The organism is Micromonospora globbae (genome assembly GCF_036184225.1).
In the GTDB taxonomy this organism is placed as follows: domain Bacteria; phylum Actinomycetota; class Actinomycetes; order Mycobacteriales; family Micromonosporaceae; genus Micromonospora; species Micromonospora globbae.
The window spans coordinates 4,962,103-4,986,468 of the sequence record NZ_CP108084.1 but is presented as its reverse complement, the minus strand read 5'-3'; the positions used below and the strand labels follow the sequence as shown (position 1 = coordinate 4,986,468).

27 protein-coding genes are annotated in these 24,366 nt (G+C 72.7%); 14 read left to right on the top strand and 13 right to left on the bottom strand.

The features are described from left to right. Positions 1-45 precede the first annotated feature (45 nt). From OG994_RS22485 to OG994_RS22460, 6 genes are all read right to left on the bottom strand, one after another. The gene (locus OG994_RS22485; RefSeq protein ID WP_328850885.1) at positions 46-1,182 is read right to left on the bottom strand and encodes a glutathione-independent formaldehyde dehydrogenase; all 1,137 of its coding nucleotides are present in this window, start codon (positions 1,180-1,182) and stop codon (positions 46-48) included. Between the two features lie 41 nt (positions 1,183-1,223). Further along, the gene (locus OG994_RS22480; RefSeq protein WP_328850884.1) at positions 1,224-1,877 is read right to left on the bottom strand and encodes an HAD family hydrolase; all 654 of its coding nucleotides are present in this window, start codon (positions 1,875-1,877) and stop codon (positions 1,224-1,226) included. 106 nt (positions 1,878-1,983) lie between these two features. Next, positions 1,984-2,808, bottom strand: coding sequence for an SCO6745 family protein (locus OG994_RS22475; RefSeq protein WP_328853766.1), 825 nt, complete (start codon positions 2,806-2,808; stop codon positions 1,984-1,986). A gap of 182 nt (positions 2,809-2,990) precedes the next feature. Next, positions 2,991-3,635, bottom strand: coding sequence for an FKBP-type peptidyl-prolyl cis-trans isomerase (locus OG994_RS22470; protein WP_120327896.1), 645 nt, complete (start codon positions 3,633-3,635; stop codon positions 2,991-2,993). 127 nt (positions 3,636-3,762) lie between these two features. Then, entirely contained in the window at positions 3,763-4,107 is a 345-nt protein-coding gene (locus OG994_RS22465) for a thioredoxin family protein (protein ID WP_328850883.1), read from the bottom strand. Continuing rightward, positions 4,080-4,469, bottom strand: coding sequence for a MerR family transcriptional regulator (locus OG994_RS22460; RefSeq protein ID WP_328850882.1), 390 nt, complete (start codon positions 4,467-4,469; stop codon positions 4,080-4,082). Before OG994_RS22460 ends, OG994_RS22465 begins: the two co-directional genes overlap by 28 nt. 120 nt (positions 4,470-4,589) lie before the next feature. Between OG994_RS22460 and OG994_RS22455 the strand changes: the two genes are divergently transcribed. Continuing rightward, entirely contained in the window at positions 4,590-4,982 is a 393-nt protein-coding gene (locus tag OG994_RS22455) for a PPOX class F420-dependent oxidoreductase (protein ID WP_120327893.1), read from the top strand. 51 nt (positions 4,983-5,033) lie between these two features. Here OG994_RS22455 and ku read toward each other — a convergent pair whose 3' ends face one another. Beyond that, complete coding sequence (ku, locus tag OG994_RS22450; protein WP_120327892.1) at positions 5,034-6,062, bottom strand: non-homologous end joining protein Ku; 1,029 nt, start codon at positions 6,060-6,062, stop codon at positions 5,034-5,036. 84 nt (positions 6,063-6,146) lie between these two features. Here ku and ligD (OG994_RS22445) point away from each other — a divergent pair, with 84 nt between their 5' ends. The 6 genes from ligD (OG994_RS22445) (at position 6,147) to OG994_RS22420 (ending at position 11,122) form a co-directional block, all read left to right on the top strand. Next, positions 6,147-7,088, top strand: a complete 942-nt coding sequence (ligD, locus tag OG994_RS22445; protein ID WP_328850881.1) for a non-homologous end-joining DNA ligase — start codon at positions 6,147-6,149, stop codon at positions 7,086-7,088. Beyond that, complete coding sequence (gene ligD / locus OG994_RS22440) at positions 7,078-7,992, top strand: non-homologous end-joining DNA ligase (protein WP_328850880.1); 915 nt, start codon at positions 7,078-7,080, stop codon at positions 7,990-7,992. Before ligD (OG994_RS22445) ends, ligD (OG994_RS22440) begins: the two co-directional genes overlap by 11 nt. Before the next feature lie 71 nt (positions 7,993-8,063). Next, positions 8,064-8,933, top strand: coding sequence for a GNAT family N-acetyltransferase (locus OG994_RS22435; protein WP_328850879.1), 870 nt, complete (start codon positions 8,064-8,066; stop codon positions 8,931-8,933). Between the two features lie 100 nt (positions 8,934-9,033). Continuing rightward, positions 9,034-9,345, top strand: coding sequence for a TetR-like C-terminal domain-containing protein (locus tag OG994_RS22430; RefSeq protein WP_328850878.1), 312 nt, complete (start codon positions 9,034-9,036; stop codon positions 9,343-9,345). Between the two features lie 61 nt (positions 9,346-9,406). Continuing rightward, positions 9,407-10,162 (top strand): TIGR03089 family protein, encoded by a 756-nt coding sequence (locus OG994_RS22425; RefSeq protein ID WP_120327887.1) that lies wholly within the window; start codon positions 9,407-9,409, stop codon positions 10,160-10,162. Between the two features lie 114 nt (positions 10,163-10,276). Beyond that, entirely contained in the window at positions 10,277-11,122 is an 846-nt protein-coding gene (locus tag OG994_RS22420; protein ID WP_328850877.1) for a patatin-like phospholipase family protein, read from the top strand. A 75-nt stretch (positions 11,123-11,197) separates the two neighbouring features. Here the strand turns inward: OG994_RS22420 and OG994_RS22415 are convergent, their stop codons facing one another. Beyond that, positions 11,198-13,153 carry a hypothetical protein gene (locus tag OG994_RS22415; RefSeq protein ID WP_328850876.1) on the bottom strand — a complete coding sequence of 652 codons (1,956 nt, stop codon included), beginning with the start codon at positions 13,151-13,153 and terminating at the stop codon, positions 11,198-11,200. A 341-nt stretch (positions 13,154-13,494) separates the two neighbouring features. On the opposite strand from OG994_RS22415, the gene OG994_RS22410 reads away from it, so the two are divergent. Then, positions 13,495-14,457, top strand: coding sequence for a zinc metalloprotease (locus tag OG994_RS22410; RefSeq protein ID WP_328850875.1), 963 nt, complete (start codon positions 13,495-13,497; stop codon positions 14,455-14,457). A gap of 89 nt (positions 14,458-14,546) precedes the next feature. Here the strand turns inward: OG994_RS22410 and OG994_RS22405 are convergent, their stop codons facing one another. Beyond that, entirely contained in the window at positions 14,547-14,813 is a 267-nt protein-coding gene (locus OG994_RS22405) for a hypothetical protein (protein WP_120327882.1), read from the bottom strand. Next, positions 14,810-15,088: a DivIVA domain-containing protein gene (locus OG994_RS22400; RefSeq protein WP_120327881.1), complete on the bottom strand. Its 279-nt coding sequence runs from the start codon at positions 15,086-15,088 to the stop codon at positions 14,810-14,812. Before OG994_RS22400 ends, OG994_RS22405 begins: the two co-directional genes overlap by 4 nt. A 368-nt stretch (positions 15,089-15,456) precedes the next feature. Between OG994_RS22400 and OG994_RS22395 the strand changes: the two genes are divergently transcribed. Next, a complete protein-coding gene (locus OG994_RS22395) occupies positions 15,457-15,666 on the top strand; it encodes a winged helix-turn-helix domain-containing protein (protein WP_328850874.1) in 210 nt (69 codons plus the stop codon). Positions 15,667-15,950: 284 nt separating this feature from the next. Beyond that, complete coding sequence (locus OG994_RS22390; protein ID WP_328850873.1) at positions 15,951-16,406, top strand: lamin tail domain-containing protein; 456 nt, start codon at positions 15,951-15,953, stop codon at positions 16,404-16,406. An 88-nt stretch (positions 16,407-16,494) separates the two neighbouring features. Here OG994_RS22390 and OG994_RS22385 read toward each other — a convergent pair whose 3' ends face one another. Then, positions 16,495-18,174, bottom strand: coding sequence for a DNA repair helicase XPB (locus OG994_RS22385; protein WP_328850872.1), 1,680 nt, complete (start codon positions 18,172-18,174; stop codon positions 16,495-16,497). A gap of 179 nt (positions 18,175-18,353) precedes the next feature. On the opposite strand from OG994_RS22385, the gene OG994_RS22380 reads away from it, so the two are divergent. Both OG994_RS22380 and OG994_RS22375 read left to right on the top strand, forming a co-directional pair. Then, a complete protein-coding gene (locus OG994_RS22380; protein WP_328850871.1) occupies positions 18,354-19,244 on the top strand; it encodes a L,D-transpeptidase family protein in 891 nt (296 codons plus the stop codon). An 87-nt stretch (positions 19,245-19,331) separates the two neighbouring features. Beyond that, positions 19,332-19,562, top strand: coding sequence for a hypothetical protein (locus OG994_RS22375; RefSeq protein ID WP_120327877.1), 231 nt, complete (start codon positions 19,332-19,334; stop codon positions 19,560-19,562). A 112-nt stretch (positions 19,563-19,674) separates the two neighbouring features. On the opposite strand, the gene OG994_RS22370 is transcribed toward OG994_RS22375, so the two are convergent. Beyond that, entirely contained in the window at positions 19,675-22,152 is a 2,478-nt protein-coding gene (locus OG994_RS22370; RefSeq protein WP_328850870.1) for a helicase-associated domain-containing protein, read from the bottom strand. Between the two features lie 77 nt (positions 22,153-22,229). Here OG994_RS22370 and OG994_RS22365 point away from each other — a divergent pair, with 77 nt between their 5' ends. Together OG994_RS22365 and OG994_RS22360 are read left to right on the top strand one after the other, a co-directional pair. Next, complete coding sequence (locus OG994_RS22365) at positions 22,230-22,853, top strand: HAD family hydrolase (RefSeq protein ID WP_120327875.1); 624 nt, start codon at positions 22,230-22,232, stop codon at positions 22,851-22,853. Positions 22,854-22,881: 28 nt separating this feature from the next. Beyond that, positions 22,882-23,268, top strand: coding sequence for a cold-shock protein (locus OG994_RS22360; RefSeq protein ID WP_120327874.1), 387 nt, complete (start codon positions 22,882-22,884; stop codon positions 23,266-23,268). On the opposite strand, the gene OG994_RS22355 is transcribed toward OG994_RS22360, so the two are convergent. Continuing rightward, on the bottom strand, positions 23,229-24,059 hold the full coding sequence (locus OG994_RS22355) for a 1,4-dihydroxy-6-naphthoate synthase (protein WP_120327873.1): 831 nt from the start codon (positions 24,057-24,059) through the stop codon (positions 23,229-23,231). The two genes, OG994_RS22360 and OG994_RS22355, sit on opposite strands and share 40 nt — an antisense overlap. Positions 24,060-24,366: the final 307 nt, after the last annotated feature.

Genomic DNA, 24,366 nt, shown 5'->3' with positions numbered 1-24,366 from the left:
CCCACCGTACGACCCGGTCGGCGGCGGCTGGCGGCGGGAGTCCGCTCACGCGGCGGGCTTGAGCACGACCTTCGAGTAGCCCTCCTCGCGCCGGTCGAAGCGCTCGTACGCCTCCGGCGCCGCGTCCAGCGGCAGTTCCTTGCTGACCACGAAGCTCGGCGTCGCCCGCCCGGCCACGATGAGGTTCCGCAGGTGCTCGTTGTACGCCTTGACGTTGGCCTGCCCGGTGCCCATCCGCAGGCCCTTCTCGAAGAACTTCCCGACCTTGAACAGCAGCTCACCACGGCCCGAGTGCGGGTCCGGCGCGCCCGGGTCCTCCGCCAGGTACAGCCCGATCACGCCGATCGTGCCCGTCGCGCGCACCACGTCGACCAGTGTGTTCAGCACCAGCGCCGGCTGCTCCTCGCCGCTCGGCGCGGACGCCTGGTAGCCCACCGCGTCCACGCCCTTGTCGGTGCCGACCCCGTCCGTCCGCTCCCGGATCTGCTCCACCGGGTCGCCCTTGCTGAAGTCGACGGGGATCGCGCCGATGGACTCGGCCAGGCGGAGCCGGTCCGGCACCCGGTCCACCACGAAGACCTGGGCCGCCCCCATGATGATCGCGGAGTACGCCGCCATCAGGCCGACCGGCCCACCACCCATGACCGTGATGTTCTCGCCCGGGAGCAGCCCGGTCATCGCCACGCCGTGGTAGCCCGTGGGGAAGATGTCGGCGAGCATCGCGAAGTCGTTCTCGTGCTCCGTCCCGGGCGGCAGCTTCAGGCAGTTGAAGTCGGCGAACGGCACCCGCAGGTACTCCGCCTGCCCGCCCCGGTAGGGCCCCATCGACACGTAGCCGTAGGCGCCGCCCGCGAAGCCCGGGTTCACCGTGAGGCAGAAGCCGGTCTTGCCCTCCCGGCAGTTGCGGCAGAAGCCGCAGGCCACGTTGAACGGCATGGAGACCCGGTCGCCGGTACGCAGACTCACGACGCCCGGGCCGGTCTCGACGATGACGCCCATGTTCTCGTGGCCGAAGACGATGCCCGGCTCGGCGGCCGTGCGGCCCTCGTACATGTGCAGGTCCGAACCGCAGATCGCCGTGGTCGTGATCTTGACTATGACGTCGTTCGGGTGCTCGATGCGCGGGTCCTCGACCTCGGTCACCGTGACGTCGCGCGGCCCCTGGTACACCACTGCCCTCATGTCACCGACCGTAGGCCGGTCGGGACGCCCGGGGTGGCCGTTCAGCCGAGCCGCCCCACCACCTCGGGGGTCAGCTCGTCGATCGCCCCGAGGGTCACGGCGGCGAGCTGCGCGGCGTCCGGGTCCAGGGGGTACGCGCCGTGCGGCACCGCCACCACCCGCATCCCGGCGGCGGCCGCCGAGCGTACGCCGTTGGAGGAGTCCTCGACGGCGGCGCAGCGTGCCGGCTCGATCCCCAGCCGCTCCGCCACGGCGAGGTAGACGTCCGGCGCCGGCTTGCCGCGCGCCGTCTCCTCGGTGGAGAGCGTCGCGCGGAACACGTCGGTCAGGCCGGTCGCGGCCAGCGTCGCGGCGATCAGCCGGGTCGGTGACGAGCTGGCGAGCCCCAGCGGCCACCGCGCGGCCATCCGGCGCACCACCTGGTCGGCGTCGTCGATGAGGGGTACGCGGGCCGCGTACCGCCGGGTCATCTCGTCGACCACCTCGGTGGCCACCTGCTCGGCCGTGCGGTCGACGCCCAGCTCGTCGCTGAGGTAACGGGCCCACTCGCCGGTGCTCATCCCCATGAGCCGGCGCTGGCTGTCCGGCTGCCAGGTGCCGCCGTGCGTCGCCACGTACGCCCGCCGGACCTCCTCCCAGACCGGCTCGGAGTCCACGATCACGCCGTCCAGGTCGAAGATCACCGCATCCACCACGTGCCCATCCTGCCCGATGGGCGGCCGGTACGGCGGCAGGGCCGGAACGGCGGGCGGGCGCTCCGGCTCCTTCCCGCACCGCCCGCAGTCGTGCTCCGCGGCTTGCTCAGGCGGGCAGGGCGGGCAGGCCGATGGGGCTGTCGGGCGGGATGACCGTGTGGCAGGCGCGGGCGATCGGGTAGAGCAGGTCGCGCAGCCGGTCCGCACGGTCCGTGCCGAGCAGGCGCCAGGGGCGGGCCGCCGCGGTGTCCGTGGCGTCCTCGACGGCCTGGAAGCCGGCCCGCCCGCGCTCGGTGGGCTCCCCGTCCGGGGCGAGCCAGCCACGGACGGTCAGCCGCTCCCGCGCGGCCTTCCACTCCTCCTCGGTCCAGCCGCGGCCGAGCAGGTTGTGCGCCGGCATGTCCACCGCGACCCGCCAGGCCAGCGTCTCCACGGGGTCGAGGTCGGCGGCCACCAGCGCGGCGACGTGCCCGTCGCCCCGGTGCTCGCGCAGGGTGGTGGCGGCCTGCCACAGCCGGGCCAGCGGGTACTCGCCGGCGGGGAGCGCCGCGTTCGCCGCGCCCAGCACCCGACCGGCGGTCTCCACCGCGCCGGCGGCCTCGTCCAGCAGGTCGGCGGCCTCGACGAGGTGCGTCTCGGGCAGCTCGTAGGTCAGCTCGGCGAGGGCCTGCACCGCGCCGGTGAGCCGGGCGCGCAGCGCCTCCGCCGGGGTGGCCAGCCGCCAGACGGCCGGCAGCGCGCGGCTCACCATGGGCGGGGCGAAGCTGAAGAACGCCGCGGTCACCGGGGCGGCGTCGACGGCGCCGAGCGGGGCGGCGCGCCCGGCGAAGTAGCCGCGCCAGTAGCCGCGGAGCCCGGCCGCCTCGTAGGCGGCGCGGGCTCGCGGGTGGAAGTAGGTGACGGCGTGTACCGGTTCGAAGTGTGTCCACATCAGCCGGGCGGTCCGCCCAAGGCCGTCCAGCGCCGTCACGTGCACCTCCGCGTCGATTCCGGGACACCCCGGGCGCGGCGGCCCAGGGTGACCCGGAACCTACTGGACGTGCGTAACGAGCTGGAAGCCCTCTGTGGGCAACTGCATCGCCAAGCGGTGACGGACCGGGACGAACCGGTGGCTCACTGAGCGGCCAGCACGTCCACGACGAAGCGCAGCGGGCCGGCCGGCGCACCGCCCTGGGGGTTCTCGCCGTACGCCAGGTCGGCGGGGATGTCGATCTGCACGCGGCTGCCCACGGTGACGCCCACGAGGCCCTGGTCCCAGCCCTTGATGACCTGCCCGACGCCGATCGGGAAGCTGGCCGGCTCGCCACGCGACCACGACGAGTCGAACTCCTGGCCGTCCTTGTAGAGCACGCCCACGTAGTTCGTGGTGATCGTCTGGCCGGCCTTGACCGCCGGGCCGGTGCCCTTGATCAGCGGCGTCACGGTCAGCTTCTTCAGCTCGCCGGTGCCGGCGGTGACGGTCGGCTTGGTGCCGAGCGCCGGGTCGGCGCCCTCGGGCAGCTGCGGGCTGGGGGCGGCGGCGGGCTGGTCGGCCGGGGCACTCGCGGACGGGGTGGCGTCCGCCTGCGGAGCCGCGTCGTCGTCACCACCCTGACCGACGATCACGAAGACGGTGATCAGCACGGCGACCACGGCGAGGCCGGCCAGACCGCCGAGCCACGCCTGGCGGCGGCGCTTCGCCTCGGCCTCCTTCTGCGCGGCCAACTGGGCGGCCAACCGCCGCTCCGACTTAGCCCGGTTCTGGGTCCGCTCGCTCACTCGTCGACTCCCTGAAGAGGTGGGTGGCCGGCAGCGCGTGCCGGGGGGACAGCCGACGCACACGGTACCCGCCCGGACGCCCGATGTGGCCACCCCCGCAACGCCGCGATCGCGGAAACCGGCTACGTCACTCCCCGACGCAGCGGGCCAGCGCCTGCCGCAGATGGGCCTTCGGCCGGGCGCCGACGAGCGAGTCGACCAGCTCACCGTGCCGGAACACCAGGAGGGTCGGCAACGACAGCACCCGGTAGCGCCGGGTGACCTCCGGGTTCTCGTCGGAGTTGACGGTGACGATGGTGAGCCGGCCCGCGAACTCCTCGGCCAGCTCGGCGAGGCTGCGCGAGATGGCGTGGCAGGGCGGGCACCACTCCGTCCACACGTCGACCACCACGGGTCGGTCCGCGGCCAGCACGGTGCTCGCGAAGGTGCCGTCGGTGACGGCGGTCAGCGCGTGTGGCGCAACCTGAGACATGTTTCCTCCCGCTGGGCGATGGCGTGGGCGAGCTGCTCCCGCAGCTCCTGGCGGACGGCGTGCAGCCGCTCGATGCCGGCGTCGACCTCGGCGAGCTTCCGGCGCAGCACGGCGACCGAATCCGGGCAGACGTGCCCGGAGGTGTTGCCGGCGCGCAGGCAGGCCACGAACGGCCGGATGTCGTCGAGCCCGAACCCCACCGCGAGCAGTGACCGGATCTCGCGGACGACCCGCAGCTCCGCCTCGTCGTAGACCCGGTAGCCGCTGGCCGATCGGGCCGGCCGCACCAGCCCCTGCGTCTCGTAGTAGCGCAGGGCCCGGGTGGTCGTGCCGGCGCGCTCCGCAAGCTCGCCGATCAACATTGGAACCTCCCTCGCCGCCGGCGTCACGCCGAACGCTAGACCTTGCCGCCGACGTCAAGGCAAACACGGACCGGGCGGGGAACCGGGCACGGCGCCCGGACGTCCCGGTAGATTCCGGCCATGCAGATCCTCACCGACGAAGACCTCGCGCTGCTGCGCGAGCCGCAGCTCGCCCACGTGGCCACCATCGAGGAGGACGGCAGTCCGCACGTCACGCCCGTCTGGATCGACACCGACGGCGAGCACATCCTGTTCAACACCGTCGCCGGCCGGGTGAAGTACGAGAACCTGCGGCGCGACCCGCGGGTGTCGATCTCGGTTTCCGACCGGGCGGACGACTTCCGCACGCTGTGGGTGAAGGGCACCGCCGAACTGGTGACGGAGGGTGCCGACGCGCACATCGACCAGCTCGCGAAGAAGTACCTCGGCCAGGACACCTACCCGTTCCGGCGGCCCGGCGAGGTGCGGGTGATCGTCCGGGTCACGCCGACGCAGAAGCTCGGCCGGGGCTGAGCCGGCCCGGCGAGGCGACCGGCCACCACCGCGTACGCGAGGAGGCCGCCCTCAGGCGGTCTTGCGGGCGGCCTTCTTCGGCGCGGCCTTCTTCTCGGTGGTCTTCTTCTCGGCGGCCTTCTTCGGGGCGGCCTTCTTGGCCGCCGTCTTCTTGGGCGCGGCCTTCTTCTCGGCGGCCTTCTTCGCGGGCGCCTTCGCGGCCTTCTTCTCCGCGGTGGCCTTCTTCTCGGCCGCCTTCTTCTGCGCCGACCGGGCCGCGGAGATCGGGGTCGGCTCGGCGGCGCCCCCGCCCGCCGGCTCGCCGCGGGCCGCCCGGGCCCGCTCCACGGACGCCTTCAGCGCGGCCATGAGGTCGACGGCCGCGGGCGGGGCCTCCTCGACCTCCTCCGGCTGGACGACCTCACGGCCCTCGACCTTCGCGTCGATGACCTCCTGCAACGCGGCCCGGTAGTCGTCGGTGAACGCGTCCGGCTCGAAGTCGCCGGTCATCGAGTCGATCAGGGAACTGGCCATCGCCAGCTCGGGCGGGCGCACCTTGAGGTCCTCGTCGAGGAAGCCGAAGTCGGGTTTGCGCACCTCGTCGGGCCACAGCATGGTGTTGAGCAGCAGCACGCCCTCGCGTACGCGCAGCGTGGCGAGCTGTTCGCGCTGGCGCAGCGCCACCTTCACGATGGCCACCCGCTCGGAGTCGAGCAGCGCGTCGCGCAGCAGGACGTACGGCTTGGTGGCCGTGCCCTCCGGTTCGAGGAAGTAGGCCTTGTTGTAGAGGATCGGGTCGACCTGCTCGGCCGGTACGAACTCCAGCACGTCGATCGCGTGCGACGTGCTCAGCGGCAGCTCGGCGAAGTCCTCGTCGGTGAGGATCACCATCTCGCCGCCGCCGATGTCGTACCCCTTGGCGATGTCGTCGTAGCTCACCTCCTCGCCGCAGACCGAGCAGGTGCGCTTGTAGCGGATCCGTCCGCCGTCCTCCCGGTGCACCTGGTGGAAGCGGATGTCCTTCTCCTCGGTGGCCGAGTAGAGCTTGACCGCGATCGAGACCAGCCCGAACGAGACCGCTCCCTTCCAGATGGCCCGCATGTCGGCTCCTCTCCCCGGTACAGATCAGGATCGCAAAGGATCGAAGCGGGCGCGAGGACTTCCGCCGCGAACTACAGTCAGGAGGTGCCCGGCGCGCCTGTGAAGCCGATGCTCGCGACGACCGGGCAGCTCCCGGCGGGTGACGGCTGGGCGTACGAGTTCAAGTGGGACGGCGTGCGCGCGCTCGCCGACATCTCCGGCGGCCAGCAGCACCTGTACGCGCGGTCGGGCGTGGAGATCACCGCGGCGTACCCGGAACTCGCCACCCTCCGCGACCAGGTGGCCGACGCGCTGCTCGACGGGGAGGTGGTGCTCCTCGGCGAGACCGGGCAGCCCTCGTTCACGGCGCTCGCCGAGCGGATGCACGTGCGGGACCGGAACAAGGCCGCCCGGCTCGCGGCGGTCATCCCCGTCACGTACATGATCTTCGACCTGCTCCGCCTCGACGGCGACGACCTGACCGGCTGGCCGTACGAACGCCGGCGCGAGGCCCTCGACGGCCTCGGCCTGGGCGGCGCGCGGTGGGCCGTACCCCCGACCTTCGCCGACGGCCGGGCCACCTACGCGGCCGCCGGCGAGAACGGCCTGGAGGGGGTGATGGCCAAGCGGCTCGGGTCGGTCTACCGGCCCGGCGTGCGCTCCCCCGACTGGGTGAAGGTCAAGCTCGAGGTGACCGGCGACTTCGTGGTCGGCGGGTGGCGGCCGGGCGCGCGGAAGATCGGTGGGCTGCTGGTCGGGGTGCCCCGCCCCGACGGCCGGCTGACCTACCGGGGCCGGGTCGGCGGCGGGATCGGCGCGGCCATCGAGCGCCAGCTCCTCGCCGAGCTGGAGCCGCTGCGAGCGCCGGCCTCCCCGTTCGCCGGGGACGTGCCGCGCGAGGATGCCCGGGGCGCGATCTGGGTAACACCCCGGGTCGTGGTGGAGGTGAAGTACGGCCAGCGCACGCCGGACGGGCGGCTGCGGTTCCCCCGGGTGCTGCGGCTGCGACCGGACAAACCGCCCGAGGAGGTCGACGATGCCGGCTGACCGGTTCCGGGTGGACGTCGAGGGCCGCTCGCTGGAGCTGTCCAACCTGGACAAGGTGCTCTACCCGGCCGCCGGGTTCACCAAGGGCGAGGTGATCGACTACTACACCCGGATCGCCCCGGTGCTCCTGCCGCACCTGCGGGACCGGGCGCTGACCCGGATCCGCTACCCGAACGGCGTCGACGGGGGCTCGTTCTTCGAGAAGAACGCCCCGGCGGCCACGCCGGACTGGGTGCGTACGGAGAACCTGCCCGCGCCCGGGTCGAGCAAGGGGCGGGAGACGATCGACTACGTGGTGGCCGACGACCTGCCCACCCTCGTGTGGCTCGCCAACCTCGCGGCGCTGGAGCTGCACACGCCGCAGTGGAAGGTCGGCGAGCACCCCGACATGATGGTGGTCGACCTCGACCCGGGGGCCCCGGCCGCGCTGAGGCAGTGCTGCCAGGTGGCGCTGCTGATGCGGGACCGGCTGGCCGCCGACGGCATCGACAGCTACCCGAAGACGTCCGGCAAGAAGGGGATGCAGCTCTGCTGCCCGATCGCCGGCACCCAGTCCTCCGACGACGTCTCCGCGTACGCCAAGCGGATCGCGCAGGAGCTGGAGCGGGCCCACCCGAAGCTGATCGTGTCGAAGATGGCCAAGAACCTGCGGCCCGGCAAGGTCTTCATCGACTGGAGCCAGAACAACGCGGCGAAGACGACGGTCGCGCCGTACTCGCTGCGGGCCCAGTCGGTGCCGTCGGTGTCGACGCCGCTGACCTGGGACGAGGTGGAGGCGGGCGCGGCCGGGAAGCGGCCCGCCACGAAGCCGTACACGGCCGACGAGGTGCTCAGGCGGGTGGCGAAGTCCGGCGACCTGCTCGCCCCGATCCTCGACGGCGGTCCCGAGCTGCCCAACCCCTGAATCCGGTTGACACCGCCGCCGGTCGCGACGCCTACTGTGCGCCGGACCCGGCCCCCGGACGAAGGACGACGGTGGACACCATCGACACCCTCACCTGGAGCGCGTGCGGCGAGGACGACCTCCCGGCGCTCACCACGCTGGCCGAGGCGTGCCTCGCCGCCGACGGAGGGCTGCCGCTGTTCGCCACGCCGCGGCTGCTGCGGGCGCGGCTGCTCCAGAGCCGTACGCTCGCCGCCTGGCACGACGGCGTACCGGTGGCGGCCGTCGGCGTCGGGACCGACCGCCGGCCGGCCACCGCGACCGGCGTCGTGCACCCCGACTGGCGCGGGCGGGGCCTCGGCGGACGGCTGCTGGGCTGGGCCGGCGAGCAGGCCGGCGCCGCCGACCTGCTGGTGACCACCGAGACGTGGAGCCCGGCCGGGGAGGCGCTGCTCACCGGGCGCGGCTTCAACCGCACGTTCGTCGAGTGGGTGCTGCGGCACGACCTCGCCGCCCTCCCCGACGTGGCGACGCCCGCCGGCATCCGCACCGAGCCGGTGACCTGGGAGGCCGGGCCGGAGCTGTTCGCCACCTACCGGGCGTCCTTCGCCGACCGCCCGGGCTTCGAGGAGCGGGACGCCGGCGAGTGGCTGGGCGACCTGCGCGACGACGACGGGTACCGGCCGGACCTGTCGCTCATCGCGCGCGGCCCCGACGGCACGGCCGTCGGGTTCGTCAACGTCATCGACAACTGGATCGACCAGGTCGGCGTCGTCCCGGCGTGGCGGGGCCGGCGGCTCGGGGCGTACCTCGTGGCGGGCGCCCTCCGGTCGCTGGCCGCCGACGGGGTGCGGGACGCCTGGCTCTGCGTGAACGACGACAACCCCGCGGCCGCCCTGTACCGCCGGTTGGGCTTCGCCGACGCGGGCCGCCGCGCCCGCTACCTGCTGCGCCACCCCTGACGCCGTCGGCGACGGACCGCGTGACCACAGTCGACGGACTGCCGACCTGGCCCGGGAGCTGGCCAAGGCCCGCCTCCGCGCCGCCGACGAGCGGCAGGCGGTGGCCGGCGTCGCGGCGGCCTACTCGGCGTTCGCCGAGCGGCGGCCCGCGCTCTACGACGCGATGTTCACCCTCAACGTCGACCTGCGGTTCGCCAGTCAGGAGACCCCGGTCGACCTGGCCCGGGGGTTCGCCGAGCTGACCGAGACCCTGCGGCCGTTCGCCGGCGACGACGACCTGGAGACGTTCACCGAAACGTTCTGGGCCGGCCTGCACGGCCTCGTGACGCTCATGCGCAGTGGGCGGCTCCGGCGTGCGGAGCAGCAGCGGCGGTTGGCGCTCCTCGTGGACCTCGTCTGCCGCGCCCGGTGACTGCACACCGGCCGGCGCGCCGGTGACTATGGTGGGACGGACCGGCAGGGAGGAACGCCCGATGACCGCCAGCACCCCCGTGACCGTGGCGGCCCACGCGCCGCGCGAGGTCGACCGCGCGCTGTTCACCTACCTCGACGACGCGACCGGGGAGCGGGTCGACCTGACCGCGCACCAGCTCGGTGAGTGGGCGGCGCGCAGCGCCGGACTGCTGCGGGACGGCTGCCGGCTGGCCGCCGGCGACCGGGTCGCCGTGCTGTTGCCGCCACACTGGCGTACGGCCGCCGTGCTGCTGGGCGCCTGGTCGCTCGGCCTGGCGGTGTCGTTCCGGCCGCGGGCCACCGCCGGGCTGGCGGTGCTGGAGCCGGGTGGCGACATGCCGTACGACGCGGTGTTCGTGACCCCGGAACGCCTCGACGACTGGCTGGAGGACGTGCCGGACGGGACGCACCGCTACCTCGTCGGCACGAAGCCCGGGCCGCTGGCCGGCGTGCCGGTGGGCTGGTTGGACTGGTCCACCGAGGTGCTCCGGCACGGCGATGCCGTCCCCCACTACACGGCCATCCGCTCGTCCGACGCGGCGACCCCGGACGGCACCACGTACGGCGAGTGGGGCGGGCTCGCGCGGGAGATGGCCCAGATGTGGGACCTGCGCGCCGGTGACCGGCTGCTGGTCGACGCCGCCGAGCACGAGCAGCCGCTGAAGTGGCTGCTCGCCCCGCTCTCCGTCGGCGCGTCCGTGGTGGTGTGCGCGAACCTCGACCGGTCGACGCTCGACACCCGGATCGCCGCCGAGCAGGTCACCCGGGTGCTGTAGGCCGGGCAGGCCCGACGGGCGGGCCAGTGTGGACGGGGTGGACGGGCGGTCACGACGCGCAGGTCACACGATCGTGATCTTCCTGGACGCTCGTCACGGTGGAAGGCTGACGGCATGAGCAGCGCACTCGTGCTGGCCGGCGGCGGGGTGGCCGGCATCGCCTGGGAACTGGGCGTCCTGCGGGGAATCGCCGACGCGGATCCCGCGCTCGCCGAGCGCGTCATCGCCGCCGACCTGGTCGTGGGCACCTCCGCGGGCTCGTCCGTGGCCGCGCAGATCACCAGCGGCGTCCCGCTGGACGAGCTGTACGCGGCGCAGCTGCGCCCCGAGACCGCCGAGATCGAGGTCGACGTCGACACGGAGAAGCTGTTCGCCGAGTACGGCGCGGTGCTCGGCGGCGTGTCCGACCCGCAGGAGGCGCGCCGCCGGCTGGGCGCGCTCGCGTTGGCCGCGAAGACCGTGGAGCCGGCCGTACGGCTCGGCGCGATCGACGCCCGGCTTCCGGTGAAGGAGTGGCCGGGACGGGACGTACGCCTGCCGGCCGTCGATGCGGAGACCGGCGAGGTCGCGATCTTCACCCGCCGGTCCGGCGTGAGCCTGCGCGACGCGGTGGCCGCGAGCTGCGCGGTGCCCGGCATCTGGCCGCCCGTCGCGATCGGTGACCGCCGTTACGTCGACGGCGGGGTGCGGTCCATGACCAACGCCGACCTGGCCGCGGGCGCCGAACGGGTGTTCGTCATCCAGCCCGTCCTCGAGGGCACGCCGCAGCCGTGGGGCAGCCTCGACGACGAGATCGCCGCGCTCGCGCCGGCCAGGGTCCACGTGGTCAGCGCCGACCAGGCGTCCGTGGACGCGTTCGGCACCAACGCGCTGTCGCCCGCGACCCGGGCGCCGTCCGCCGAGGCGGGCCGGGCGGTCGGCAGGGCGCACGCGGACGCGGTCGCGGCCCTGTGGGGCTGACGGCTACCGCTCGCCGGCCCGGTCGACGCCCTCATGTGCGAGGGCTGATCGCCGCTTGGTCCGTGTGCACCGGGATTATCGCTCGCTGCGGCTGAGGGCGCGGCTGACGGCGGGTAGTACTGCGAGCACAAGGGCGTAACCGAGTACCTGTAAGCCAAAGGCGACCCCGAAATTGGTCCCGGTGAGGGTGACGTTCTCGCGGATGCCGAACGGCCCGGTGGGGACGGTGGCATCGAGGGCGAGGAGCAGGGCGTTGAGACGGGAATCGCCGGTGGGTGTTGTCGGGGCGACGTCGTGTAGGAGCGCTGCCCCGGTAGTGATCGCGGCCAGTAGCCAGCAGAAGGCCCGCCACGGCACGTACCCATAGCCGGACAGGGCATCGATGAGCCACCCTGGAGTGCGCCAAGCCGTCGCGACCACCGGACGTAGGAATCCCCTCACTCGAAGCATGTTCGGGGTGATCCGCCGACGGACGCGTTGCTTCGCCAGCAGAACCTTTCGGGCGTCCCGATCGTGACCGATGCTGCGATAGTAGGCCGCGAGTTGCTCGTACGGTTGGGGGTGGAAGCCGGCGGGATCGCGGTTCAGCCAGCCAATTCGTTGTTTTGCCGGCGGATCCGGGTCTGGATCCAGGTCGGTGTAGGTCAGTCCGGTCAGGCGCATGGGGGGCTGTTCCCGCTCATCCGTCGTGTCGAGGACGCCCAGGCGGGCAGCGGTCAGATCAATCCAGCCCTCCACGCGCCTCGGCAGTTCCACGTACGGACATTCCATGCGTTCCAGGTCCAGGGCGAGCTGACCGGGATTGACCAGGGTGGCGTCGTGGAAAGAGAGCCTTCCGGCTATTCGCGAGTGGATGAGCCCCACGCGCCCCTTGGCGGTGAAGCCAGATGTGCAGAACATCCCTTGACCAAGGGTCAGTTGATCCCCATTGAGAGCGACGCGGCCGGGGTTGGTCAGGGTGGCACCGCTCAGGTAGAGCGCCCCATCTACTTTTGCGCCTGGAAACCGTAATTCGCCGTTCGTCGTAAAGCCATCGGTGCAGAAGATGCCCTCGTTAACGGTGATCCGATCGGCGCTGAGAACGTGCCCCTCCGGGTTGGTCAGGGCGGCGCCGCTGAAGTCTAGGCTGCTGCCGATATGCGCGCCAACGAGCCGTATTTCCCCCGTCACGTTGAACCCGTCGCTGCAGCTCATGTCCTGGTCGACGGTCAGCCCGTCGGCATTCAGGGCGACGCCCTCGGGGCTGGCCAAAGTGGCGCCCGAGAAAGAGAGTTCGGCGTGGATGTGTGCGTTGAGTAGGCGCACCTGACCCGTTGCGGTGAACCCGTCCGTGCAGAACATGCCCTGGTCGACCCCGAGGCCGTCAGCGGCGAGGGCAATGCCCTCGGCGTTGTTCAGAGTCGCGCCGGAAAAATCGACCTGGCCACCGATCCGCGCGCCGACAAGCCGTACTTCGCCAGTGGCGCTGAATCCACCGCGGCAGAACAGATCTTGCTCGGCCGTCAGTCCGTCGGCGGCGAGCGCGATGCCGTTCGGATTGGAAAGGGTGGCTCCGTTGAAGGTGACCCGGCCGCCGATGCGCGCTCCGTTGATGCGCAGAAACCCGTGGCAGTGGCTCTGGTAGAAGGACACCGAGCCACCGGTCTGCCAGTCGGAGGCAACCAGCCCCGGCAAGCGCGACCGTTGGAATATTGCCGGTCCCGACGACGCGCCGCTGAAGTTCGGGGCACGATCAAGCCAGCAGCGATCGAGGATCAGTTCACAGTCGGTCTGGCCGTTGCTGATGTCGAGCTCGCCAACGATGCGGGCGCCGGCAAGTACGACACGCGCGACATACCCCGCATCCCTCTCCCGCGCCCCTAGGAGCAGGCGAGCGATGACCTCGCCGCGCACCTGCCGATCCTCCGACCAGGTATCGGGGTCGAAACCCTCAGTCGTAGGGTTGCCGCTCCCCAGATCCACCGCCCGGCCACGGGCGAAACTGTCCCACAGGCGGCGCTCCGCATCGTTGACCAAGTCCGATGACTGCATCCTGTCCTCCCCGCCAGGAAGTATGGAGGGTGGACGCGAGCCGGACTGCCCTATCCGGATCGTCCCAGTTGAGTCGTTGACGGCGCCAGCTCTCAAGCGCGCACCCGGGACCGTTCGTTCGCGGCGGATTCCCGAGGCCCGCCCGCCTCGGGGCGCCCAGGGCACCTAGTCAGTAGCGCTCCCGCGCCGCATGCTGTTACACCGGCAAGAGCCCTGCTCAGGGGGCCTGTTGTCGTGCCGCCGGACGTGTTCTCATACCGGGAAGACGACGCCATCGACATCTGGTCATGGCAACCCCGCGTCGATTCCGCACCGCTCTCCATTCCCTGAAAGGTGCACCGATGCACAGGAGACCGATCTTCCGACTGGCGGTCCTCACCGCCTCCGCCGCGACGTTCCTGGCGTCCGGTGGCGCCTACGGTGCGGTGGCCGCGGCCCCCGCGCCCGTCTCCCCGGGCGTCGCGGCCTGTGAGCCGGGCGCCGACGCGCACAGCGCGGCCCGCGTCGCCGAGGGCGCCACCGCGCAGGAGCCGGAGCTGTACTCCAAGAACGAGGCGAACGCGTACGGGGTCATCAAGGACTCACCGCGCCTGCCCAACGGCAGCGTCACCGTGCCCACGGTCTTCCACATGATCTCCGACCACCCGCTCACCGCGGCCGAGACGGCCCGGTGGAAGACGATGATCGCGGACCAGATGGAGGTGCTGAACGACTCGTTCGCCGGGCGTACCGCGCCGGACGCCTCCGACACGCCGTTCCGCTTCGAGCTGGTCGACACCACGTGGACGGTGAACAGCGACTGGTACACGGTCGTGCCCGGCAAGAACGAGCGGGACATGAAGAAGGCGCTGTACACCGGCGACGCCCGCACCCTGAACGTGTACGCGGCGAACATCGGCGGCGGGCTGCTCGGCTGGGCGTACTTCCCGAAGGGCTACAACAACGGCCGCGACTACATCGACGGCGTGGTGATGCTCGACGAGTCGATGCCGGGCGGCACGGCCGGCAAGTACTCCCTCGGTGACACGCTCACCCACGAGGTCGGCCACTGGCTGATGCTGGAGCACACCTTCGCGCACGGGTGCTCCGCGTCCGGTGACTTCGTCGCGGACACGCCGCGCGAGGCGCAACCGCAGTTCGACTGCCCGGTGGGGGCGGACACCTGCACCGCGCCCGGGCTGGACCCGATCCACAACTTCATGGACTACACGCAGGACTCGTGCATGAACATGTTCACGCCGGGCCAGGCGGACCGGATGAGCGACGCCTGGGTCGCCTTCCGGGCCGGCGGTGGCAAGAGCTGACCAAGGCTTGCGGGGTTGACGGGCCGCGGCACGGCGGCCCGTCAACCCTTCCTTGTGCCCGGCGGTCGGTACCGCCGTCGTGGACCCACTCAGGCCCGGTCGCGCCAGGGCGCGCGCCGCGAGCAGGGCGCGGTGTGGTCGACCGGCAGGGCACACCGCGCGCCGCCGGGCAGTGGGCGGTCGCAGAAGACCCAGTGGCGTACGCCCTGCTGGTCCTCGGCCGACACGGTGACCCCGCCCGGCTCGACCCGTACGCTGAGCCGGGCCAGCACCCGCGCGGCGGTCCGGGCGAAGATCCGCGCGCGGACCAGGTCGGGCGCGGCGACCGGCACGTGGATCACCCAACGGTCGCTCATCGGTAGCGGCGGTTCGCCGACTGGGCGCTCTGCCAGGCGCGCAGGGCGTTCTTGATGCGTACGTTCTCCTCCTGCACGGCGGCCAGCGCGGTCTGCGCGACGGTGAGTTCGTCGGCCACCTGGTGCAGGAAGGCGCGGATCTCGACCGGATCGAGGCCGCGCCGCCGGACGTTGAAGTGCCGCTCACGGATGTGCCAGGGCCGCAGGGGTGCCGGGACGCTTGTGAAGCGTGGTTCCTGGCGCCGGCCTGCCAGCCGACGGATCAGGTTGCGCACGGGTGACCGCCCTTCGTCCTTCACGTCATGTGGTGGGAGCGGCCTCCGCCGGTGGTGGCCGGCGGAGGCCGCTCCGCCCTGCCGCGACGGTGTGATGGTGCGGCGGCAGGGCCGCGCCGGGGGAGCGCGGAGGGTTGAGGTCTCGGCGGCGATGCGAGACCGGTACGAGAGGCGCCAACCGACCGCAGCGGCACCGCATCACCGAGAGCGACGGTATTGCCACCGAGTCACCTATGTCAAGCATGTCTCCGAGTCATCTACCCACTTATGTCACCGGTACTACGTGCGTTGCCTGTGCCGAGGCGGTTGATCGATACTGGGCGGGCCAACCGACTGCAAGGGGCCGTGACGTGCCTATTCCGCCCACAATGGACGAGCTGCTCGCCGATCTCATGAAGAAGATCAAGGATGGGACCTATCCGCCCGGCTCCCAGCTCCCGTCGGGGCGCGCACTGGCGGACCAGTACGACGTCTCCCAGTCCACGATCAGCCGTGCTGTGGCGAGGCTGCGAAAGGACGGCGTGCTGGTCGGCCGCCCGGGTCGCGGCGTGTTCGTCGCCGAGTCCAACAAGCGCTGACAGCGCGGCTCGGCGCCGGTCGGTCTGACCCTGACCCCAACCCTCGCCCGGTGGCTTGGCCAACCTGTACGTCGTCTCTTGTCCGATGGCGGCTCCGACGACCGGCAACCGGTCAAGCCGGACGGATGTGCGCGGATGTCCAGGTGGCCAGCGGTTCTCAGCCTACTCACGGTAGCGGGCCGGTGCGTCCCCGTGGCTACGATCGGGCCTGCATTCTCGCCTCAGGGCATCCGGCCGGCGCGACGGGTTCACGCCGGCCTCCACTGTGTGATCAGGGGGACCATGTGAAGAGAAGGCTGATCGGGTTCGTCTCCGCGCTCGCCGTCGCTGTCGGCGGGTCGCTGGCCGTCGCCGCCCCGGCGCAGGCCGCCCCGGCGGTCATGATCACCAAGGTCTACTACGACTCGCCGGGCAGCGACAGGGGATCCAACAGCAGCCTGAACGCCGAGTACGTCCGGCTGACCAACAAGCGCAGCACCACCCTCAATCTCAAGGGCTGGACGCTGCGTGACAAGACGGGCTACACCTACAAGTTCTCCACCAACTTCCGGCTCGCCGCCGGCAAGAGCGTCTACATCCACACGGGCAAGGGCAAGAACACCAGCGGACACCGCTACTGGGGACGCTCCTGGTACGTGTGGAACAACACCGGCGACAAGGCCTACCTGCGCAATCCGTCCGGCACCCTCATCGACAGCTGCACCTGGAAGAAGCGCGGGAAGGGCTACACCTTCTGCTGACACCCAGCAGGCGGACGCCGGCCCACGTCGGTGGGCCGGCGTTCGGCGTTCCCGAAGTCGTCCCGTCCGGCCACGGCGCCGGAGCCGGTCAGTCGAACGACGGCAGCGTCGGGCCGAGGACGTCGTCGGCGTCGACGATCGTGTACGCGTACCCCTGCTCGGCCAGGAAGCGCTGCCGGTGCGCGGCGTACTCGGTGTCGATCGTGTCCCGCGACACCACCGTGTAGAAGTGCGCCTGCCGGCCGTCCGCCTTCGGGCGTAGCACCCGCCCGAGCCGCTGCGCCTCCTCCTGGCGCGACCCGAACGTGCCCGACACCTGGATGGCCACGGCCGCCTCGGGCAGGTCGATGGAGAAGTTCCCGACCTTCGAGATGACCAGCGTGCGCACCTCGCCGGAGCGGAACGCGTCGAACAGCCGCTCCCGCTCCTTGTTCGTCGTGGAGCCCTGCACGATGGGCGCGTCCAGGTACTCGCCGAGCTGGTGCAGCTGGTCGATGTACCCGCCGATCACCAGCACCTGCTCGTCGGGGTGCCGGTCGACCAGCGCCTTGACCACCGGCGGCTTCGTCCGGGCGGTGGACGCCATCCGGTAGCGCTCCTCGGCCTCCGCCGTCGCGTACGCCATGCGCTCCGCGTCGGTCAGCGTCACGCGTACCTCGGTGCACTCGGCCGGCGCGATCCAGCCCTGCGCCTCGATGTCCTTCCACGGCGCGTCGTACCGCTTCGGGCCGATCAGGCTGAACACGTCGCCCTCGCGGCCGTCCTCCCGGACCAGCGTGGCGGTGAGGCCGAGCCGGCGGCGGGCCTGGAGGTCCGCGGTGAACCGGAAGATCGGCGCGGGCAGCAGGTGCACCTCGTCGTAGATGACCAGGCCCCAGTCGCGGGCCCCGAACAGGTCGAGGTGGGTGAACGCGCCGCCGCGCCGCGACGTGAGCACCTGGTACGTGGCGATGGTGACCGGGCGGATCTCCTTACGCTCGCCCGAGTACTCGCCGATCTCGTCCTCGGTGAGCGAGGTGCGGGCGACCAGCTCGCGCTTCCACTGCCGGCCCGCCACCGTGTTCGTCACGAGGATCAGGGTGGTGGCCTTCGCCTCGGCCATCGCCGCCGCGCCGACCAGCGTCTTGCCGGCGCCGCAGGGCAGCACCACCACGCCCGAGCCGCCGGCCCAGAACGCCTCGACGGCCTCCCGCTGGTACGACCGCAGCGTCCACGGCTTCCGGCCGTCCTTGCCGGCCTCGGCCAGCTCGATCGGGTGCGCCTCGCCGTCGACGTACCCGGCCAGGTCCTCGGCCGGCCAGCCGAGCTTCAGCAGCGCCTGCTTGAGCCGCCCCCGCTCGGACGGGTGCACGGCGATCGTGTCGTCGTCGATCTTCGCGCCGAGCATGCCGGCGAGCTTCTTGCTCTTGGCGACCTCGACCAGCACCACCCGGTCCAGTGCCCGCAGCACCAGGCCGTGCACCGGGTCGTTGACGAGCTGGAGCCGGCCGTACCGGTCCATCGTCTCGGCCACGTCGACCAGCAGCGCGTGCGGCACCGGGTAGCGGGAGTACTTGATGAGCGCGTCGACGACGCCCTCGGCGTCGTGGCCGGCAGCGCGGGCGTTCCACAGGCCGAGCGGGGTCAACCGGTAGGTGTGCACGTGCTCCGGGGAGCGTTCCAGCTCGGCGAACGGGGCGATGGCCATCCGGCACGCCTGCGCGTCGGGGTGGTCGATCTCCAGCAGCAGGGTCTTGTCCGACTGCACGATCAGTGGTCCACCGCTCACGCCAGCGTCCTCTCTCGGATGAGCCCGTCGAGTGCCCCGTCGGCGGCGGCTGACCCACCGCAGGCCGACCATCCAGTGTTGCACGCGGCCGAACGCCGGCAGAAAAATTGGGCATCGGGCGCAACCATGCCCGTACCCCCATGCGTCTAACAGCGAGACCGCTGCCCTCGGGAGGCCCCATGAGACATCTCCGGATCACCTCCCGGCTGGTCGCCCTGGCGGTGGTCACGCTGGTCGGCGCCGGTGCGTGTGCGTTCGATCCGCAAGCCGGCGGGAGTGGGGGCGGGGGAGCCGCCCCGGTCGGCGCTGCGGAGACGGTAACGGGGGCGAACGGTACGCCCGGGCCGGACCAGCGCGCCGCCACACCGAAGCCGAAGCCCACCACGCCGACGCCCGCGAAGCCGACGCCGAGCCGGGCGACGAAGCCGAAGCCGACGCGCACCGCGCCGACGCCCGACAGCACGAGCACCAAGCCGGCCGGCTGCCCGCAGGGCGAGCACCAGCGCGCCGTGGAGACGTACCTCGCGCAGCTCGGCGGCTTCGGCCGGGTGACCGTCGACGGCCGGCAGTCGGCCGCCGACTGCGCCGCCATCAAGAAGTTCCAGAAGCGGTACGACATCCGCCCGCCCCAGGGCCGCGCCGGGCCGACGACGTACGACGTGGCGAAGCGCCTCGCCACCACCGACACGAGCCGCTGCAAGGCCGGTTCCGGGCTGACGTTCTGCGTCGACCTGACCCGGCAGACCACCTGGGTGATGCGCAACGGCAAGGTGATCGTGAAGCCCACGGTGACCCGGACGGGGATGGCCGGCTACCGGACGCCCGCCGGCACCTTCCGGATCAACTACCGCAACATCAAGGAGTGGTCCGACCCGTACGAGGTCTGGCTGCCCTACTGGCAGCACTTCACCCAGGGCATGGGCTTCCACGAGACCACCACGTACCTGCACGACAAGTCGATCGGCTCGCACGGCTGCGTGAACCTGCTGCACGCCGACGCCGTCCGCTACTGGGAGCTGGGCAAGGTCGGCAGCAAGGTGGTGCTGGTCGGTCGGCGTCCCGGCACCTGAGGCGGCGTCGGGGTTTTCACCCCTGTCACTCGGGCGGCGCCGGTGCCAAGCTGGACATCCGGCGTCGCACCGGACGGGGAGGCGGTCATGACGGTCGACCGTGAGGTGATGGGCGAGGGCGACCGGGCCGACGAGGTGTCCACGGGGACCGTGGTCGCGTACCTGGTCGCCGCGGTGCTGCTGTTCGGCTGGTTCCTCTTCGGGTGGCTGGTGCTGCAACAGGGCTTCGTCAGCTCGCTCGGCGAGACGGCCGGCACCGCGTTCACGCTGCTGCTGGTCGTCTCGATCGTCGGCACCGTACGCCGCAGCCGCCGCTGACCCCACCCCTCCTCCGCGATCTTGCACTTCCTGCCCCGACATAGCGGATAAAAGCCGCAGAACGAGCGCGGAAAGTGCAAGATCGACGGGTGTCCCTGCGGGGCGTGCGGGGTCAGTCCGCCAGGACTGCTGCGGTGATGCGGTGCAGGGCGAAGGTGTGCAGCATCTCCGTCCGCTCGTCCTCGGCCCGCAGGTAGCCGGCCCCGATCGAGACCGGCTTGACGAGTCGGGACGCCGTCGCCCCGTGCGCGTCGACGTAACCGACCCAGACCAGCGCCCGGTCGCGTACCGCCTGCTGGAGCACCGCCAGAGCGTCCGCGTGGCCCTGCACCGGCGCCGGCCCGGTGGCGCCGCGCCCGCCGCCCCGGACCGCGGCCGGAGCCCGCCGTGCCGCCCGCGCCGCCGCGTCGCCCCGCCGGATCTGCTCGACGACCCCGAGCAGCCGGGGCATCGGCACCTTCGGCGCGGCCAGCGGGTCCAGCGTCCGGGTCGCCACCGACACCCGGGCCGGCGCCCGCCGGACCCTCGGCCGGGACAGCACGGCCGCGCCGCTCGCGTCCTCCGGCACCGGGGCGTACCCGGCGTCGCGCAGCGCCCCGAGCAGCCGCCCCACCTGGTACGGCGTGGCCAGCACCGTCGGCGCGAGCCGGCGCAGCGACAGCGACTCCAACCGCCGGTCGGCGAAGACCTCGGCGAGCAGCGCCTCGTCGTCGCTGCGCAGGTACGCCCCGGCCGACCCGGCCCGCAGGCCGCCGTGCTTGCGCGCCACGTCGTCCACGAGGTACGTGAGCGACTGCGGCACCGGGGTCCGGGACCGCCGCCGGAACAGCGCGTGCAGGTCGTCCGCCGTGTAGCCGGCGTCCAGCGCCCGGCGCACGCTCGCCGTGGTGACCCGGTGCACGCTCGCTCCGCCCGCCGACTCGGGCTCGGCCACCGCGTCCAGTTCGGCGGCGAGCGTCGGGTCGGGCGGGCCCGGCACCACCACCGTCAGGTCCGCCTGCACGAGGAAGTGGTCCACGGGGGCGGGCAGCAACGCGTCGAGGGCCCGCGCCGCCGTCGACGGCTCCTCGCTGTCGGCGTCGGCGTGCAGCCCGAGCGGGTCCTCCGGGTGGTCGTCCGCGTCGGTCACGTCGGCCAGCAGCAGCCGCCCGTACGAGGTGAGCGCACCCAGCCCGGTGACCCCGAGCTGGGCGGCCTCGGCGAGCACCTCCCGGTGCGCCGCCTCCCGGCCGCGACTGCGCCGCGGCGAGCGCCAGTCGAGCAGTTCCAGAACCTCGTCCGGGGTCGGCGCGGTCGCCGGCTCCAGGTCGGCGAGCACCCCGAGCACCGCGCGCCGGGCGGCGGGCGCCCCCGCGCGTTCCGCCTCGGGCGAGAGCACCGTGATGGGCCGGTCCCGGTCGTCACGCTGGCCGACCAGCCCCACCTGCCGGGTCATCGTGAGCCACGCCCGGGCCAGCTGTTCCCAGCGCTGGGCCAGCGAGGCGGACCGCCACACCTCGTAACCCGCGGTCGGCAGCACCTGCTGGTCGGCGCCGTACCGGCCGCTCGCGCTGGGCAGCTCCAGCTCGCCGAGGAGCCCGGCCGCGTACGCCACCTCGAGCAGCAGCGCCGCGGTCGGCTCGTCCAGACCGGCGGTCCGGGCCAGGCGACGCAGGTCGCGGACGCCGATGCCCCCGGAGCGGAGCACCGGCGCCGGTTCGGCGGTCAGCTGTTCGAGAAGCCCCTCGGTGTGCCGTACGACCTCCATGGTCTGCCCGGCCCCGGCCGAGTCGACCGCCTTGGGTTCGCGGGGCGCGGAGGCCACGGGCGGCGGGCTGGTCCGCAGCGGCCCGAGCGGCCCGCTGTCCCGGCGCAGCAGCAGCCCGATCTCGCGGGGCAGCTCGACGGTGCCCGTCGAGCCGGACCTCCCGGCCGAGATCGGCACGAGCAGCCGGTGCTCCACGAGCCAGCGCACCGGGGAACCGGTCGGCGCGCCGCCGTTGACCGGGTCGGGCGGCAGCGCGTCCTCCTCGCCGAGGGGCGGCGCCTGCAACGCGCCGGGCGGCACGCTGCCGACCGGCGGTCCGGCCGCCAGCCGGTCCAGGATCGCCCGGGCCGAGGGCGGCGCGGCGAGCAGCGTCCGCCGCAGTTTCGCCGGGTCCGCGCAGAGCGCGGCCGTGCGCGGGTCCAGCTCCGCGGCCGGCCGTCCCAGCCCCGCCGGGTACGGGGACACCTCGTCGACGCTCGCCACCACGGTGAGCGCGTTCTCCGGCCCGTACAGCAGGAAGAGCGCGCGCAGCCGGTCGACCGCGCCCCGGACGGTGGTCGGCGCGGGCGGTCGCGGACCGGCCGTCGCCATGGCGAGAACCGCCTCGGTGGAGGTCGTGCCGTCGGCCGGGTCCCGGGTGAGCCGGGCCGCGTCCAGGATCTGGAGGGTGAACTGGTCCAGCCCGTCCAGCGCCCGGGCCACCGACACGCGGGACTGCGCCCGGGTGGCGAGCGCGGAGACGTCGGCCGGCACGGGTACGACGAGGTCCGGCCGCAGCTGGAGGAGCGCGGCCAGGGACTCGTCGGGCAGCGACCGCAGGTGGTCGGCGAGTGAGGTGGTCATCGTCGTTCCACGCTAGCCCGGCGCGGGGTGGTCCCGCCCCTCGGACGTCGGGGTGGCCGGCCGGTACGTTCGTCCGCATGCCTCCACTGACCGTCGGCTTCGATCTCGACATGACCCTGGTCGACTCGCGTCCCGGCATCGCCGCCGCCTACCGGGCGCTGACCGCGCGTACCGGCGTCCCGGTGGACGTCGACGCCGTGGTGTCGCGGCTCGGGCCGCCGCTGCGCACGGAGATGGCCCACTGGTTCCCGCCGGAGCAGGTCGAGTCGGCGGTCACGCTGTACCGGGAGCTCTATCCGGCGTACGCCATCACCCCGACCGTCCCGCTGCCCGGCGCCCGGGAGGCGATCGCGGCGGTCCGGTCACGCGGCGGCCGGGTGCTCGTGGTCACCTCGAAGCTGGGCCGGCTGGCCCGCCTGCACCTGGATCACCTGGGGCTGGAGGTGGACGAGGTGGCCGGGGACCTGTTCGCCGAGGAGAAGGCGACCGCGCTGCGCGAGCACGGCGCCACCCACTACGTGGGGGACCACGTGGCCGACATGGTGGCCGCCGCGGCGGCCGGGGTGCCGGGGATCGCGGTCGCCACCGGCCCGTGTTCGGCGCAGGAGCTGCGGGCGGCCGGGGCGGACGTGGTGCTCGACGATCTCACCGGATTCCCGGGGGCGCTCGACCGCATGATCCAGCTAGCCTTGGAGCAGTAGACGTCTCTAGCGAAGCAGGGGATCACAGGTGCCTACGGGTCGAGTGAAGTGGTACGACGCGGCCAAGGGATACGGGTTCGTCACCAGTGACGAGGGTGGCGACGTGTTCCTGCCGAAGACCGCGCTGCCGGCGGGCGTCACCGACCTCAAGGGTGGCCAGCGGGTCGACTTCAGCGTGGTGGACAGCCGGCGGGGCGCCCAGGCCATGGGGGTGAAGCTGCTGGAGGCGCCGCCGTCGGTGGCCGAGCTGCGCCGCCGGCCGGCCGAGGAGCTGCACGGCCTCGTCGAGGACATGATCAAGGTGCTCGAGGCGAAGGTGCAGCCGGACCTGCGCCGCGGCCGTTTCCCCGACCGGCGTACCGCCCAGAAGATCGCTCAGCTGGTCCACGCGGTGGCGCGCGAGCTGGAGGTCTGAGGCACCAGGCCGGCGTCGGCGGCCCGGCCGAGCAGCGCGTCCACGGCGGCGAAGCCCGCCTCTCCCAGGTCGGCGGAGAACTCGTTGACGTAGAGCCCGATGTGCCGGTCCACCACGTCGGGCTCCATCTCCTGTGCGTGGGAGAGCACGTAGTCGCGGCTGGCGGCCGGGTCGGCCCAGGCCTGCCGGACCGACTCGCGGATCCACCCGGCGGCGGCCTCGGGGTCGACCGCGCCGCGCCGGGCCAGGATCGCGCCGAGCGGGATCGGCAGGCCGGTGTCGGCCTCCCACCATTCGCCGAGGTCGACCAGGGCGGTGAGGCCGTGCCGGTGGTAGGTGAACCGGGCCTCGTGGATGACCAGGCCGGCGTCGTACCGGCCGGCGGCCACGCCCGGCATGATCTCGTGGAACGGGACGACCTCGATGCGCGCCGGCGGGCGGTCGGCCGCCCAGAGCCGGAAGAGCAGGTACGCGGTGGTCCGGTCGCCGGGCACCGCGACCGTCGCGCCGGTCAGGTCGGTGCGGTCGCCGCGGGTGAGCAGCAGCGGACCGCAGCCGCGACCGAGCGCGCCACCGCAGGGCAGCAGGTGGTACTGGTCCAGCAGCCAGGGCAGCGCCGCGTAGCTCACCTTCACCAGGTCGAAGGCGCCGCGTTCGGCCGCCGTGTTGGTCACGTCCACGTCGGCGTACGTCACCTCGACCGGCGGTGCGCCGGGAACGCGGCCGTGCACGAGGGCGTGGAAGATGAACGTGTCGTTGGGGCAGGGCGAGATCGCCAGCGAGAGCGCCACGACCCCACCGTAGCCCCGCCCCCGTCGGGCCGATCCTGCCGGCCCCCGAAGGCTGTGACGTAGGCCGGTGCCCGCTGCGCGGTGGTGGTGCGGCGACCGCCCGGAGGCCCGCGGCAGGGTCGGCGGGACGCTGTCGAGCTGCCCCAGATATGGGGCAGCTCGAAGACGATGCAGCCAGTGCCGACGGAGAGCACCGCCGGAGAGCCGCCGGAGAGCCGCCAGAGAGCGCCGCCGGAGAGCCGCCGGGAGAGCTGACGGGAGAGCCGCCGGAGAGCGCCGCCGGAGAGCCGCCGGGAGAGCTGACGGG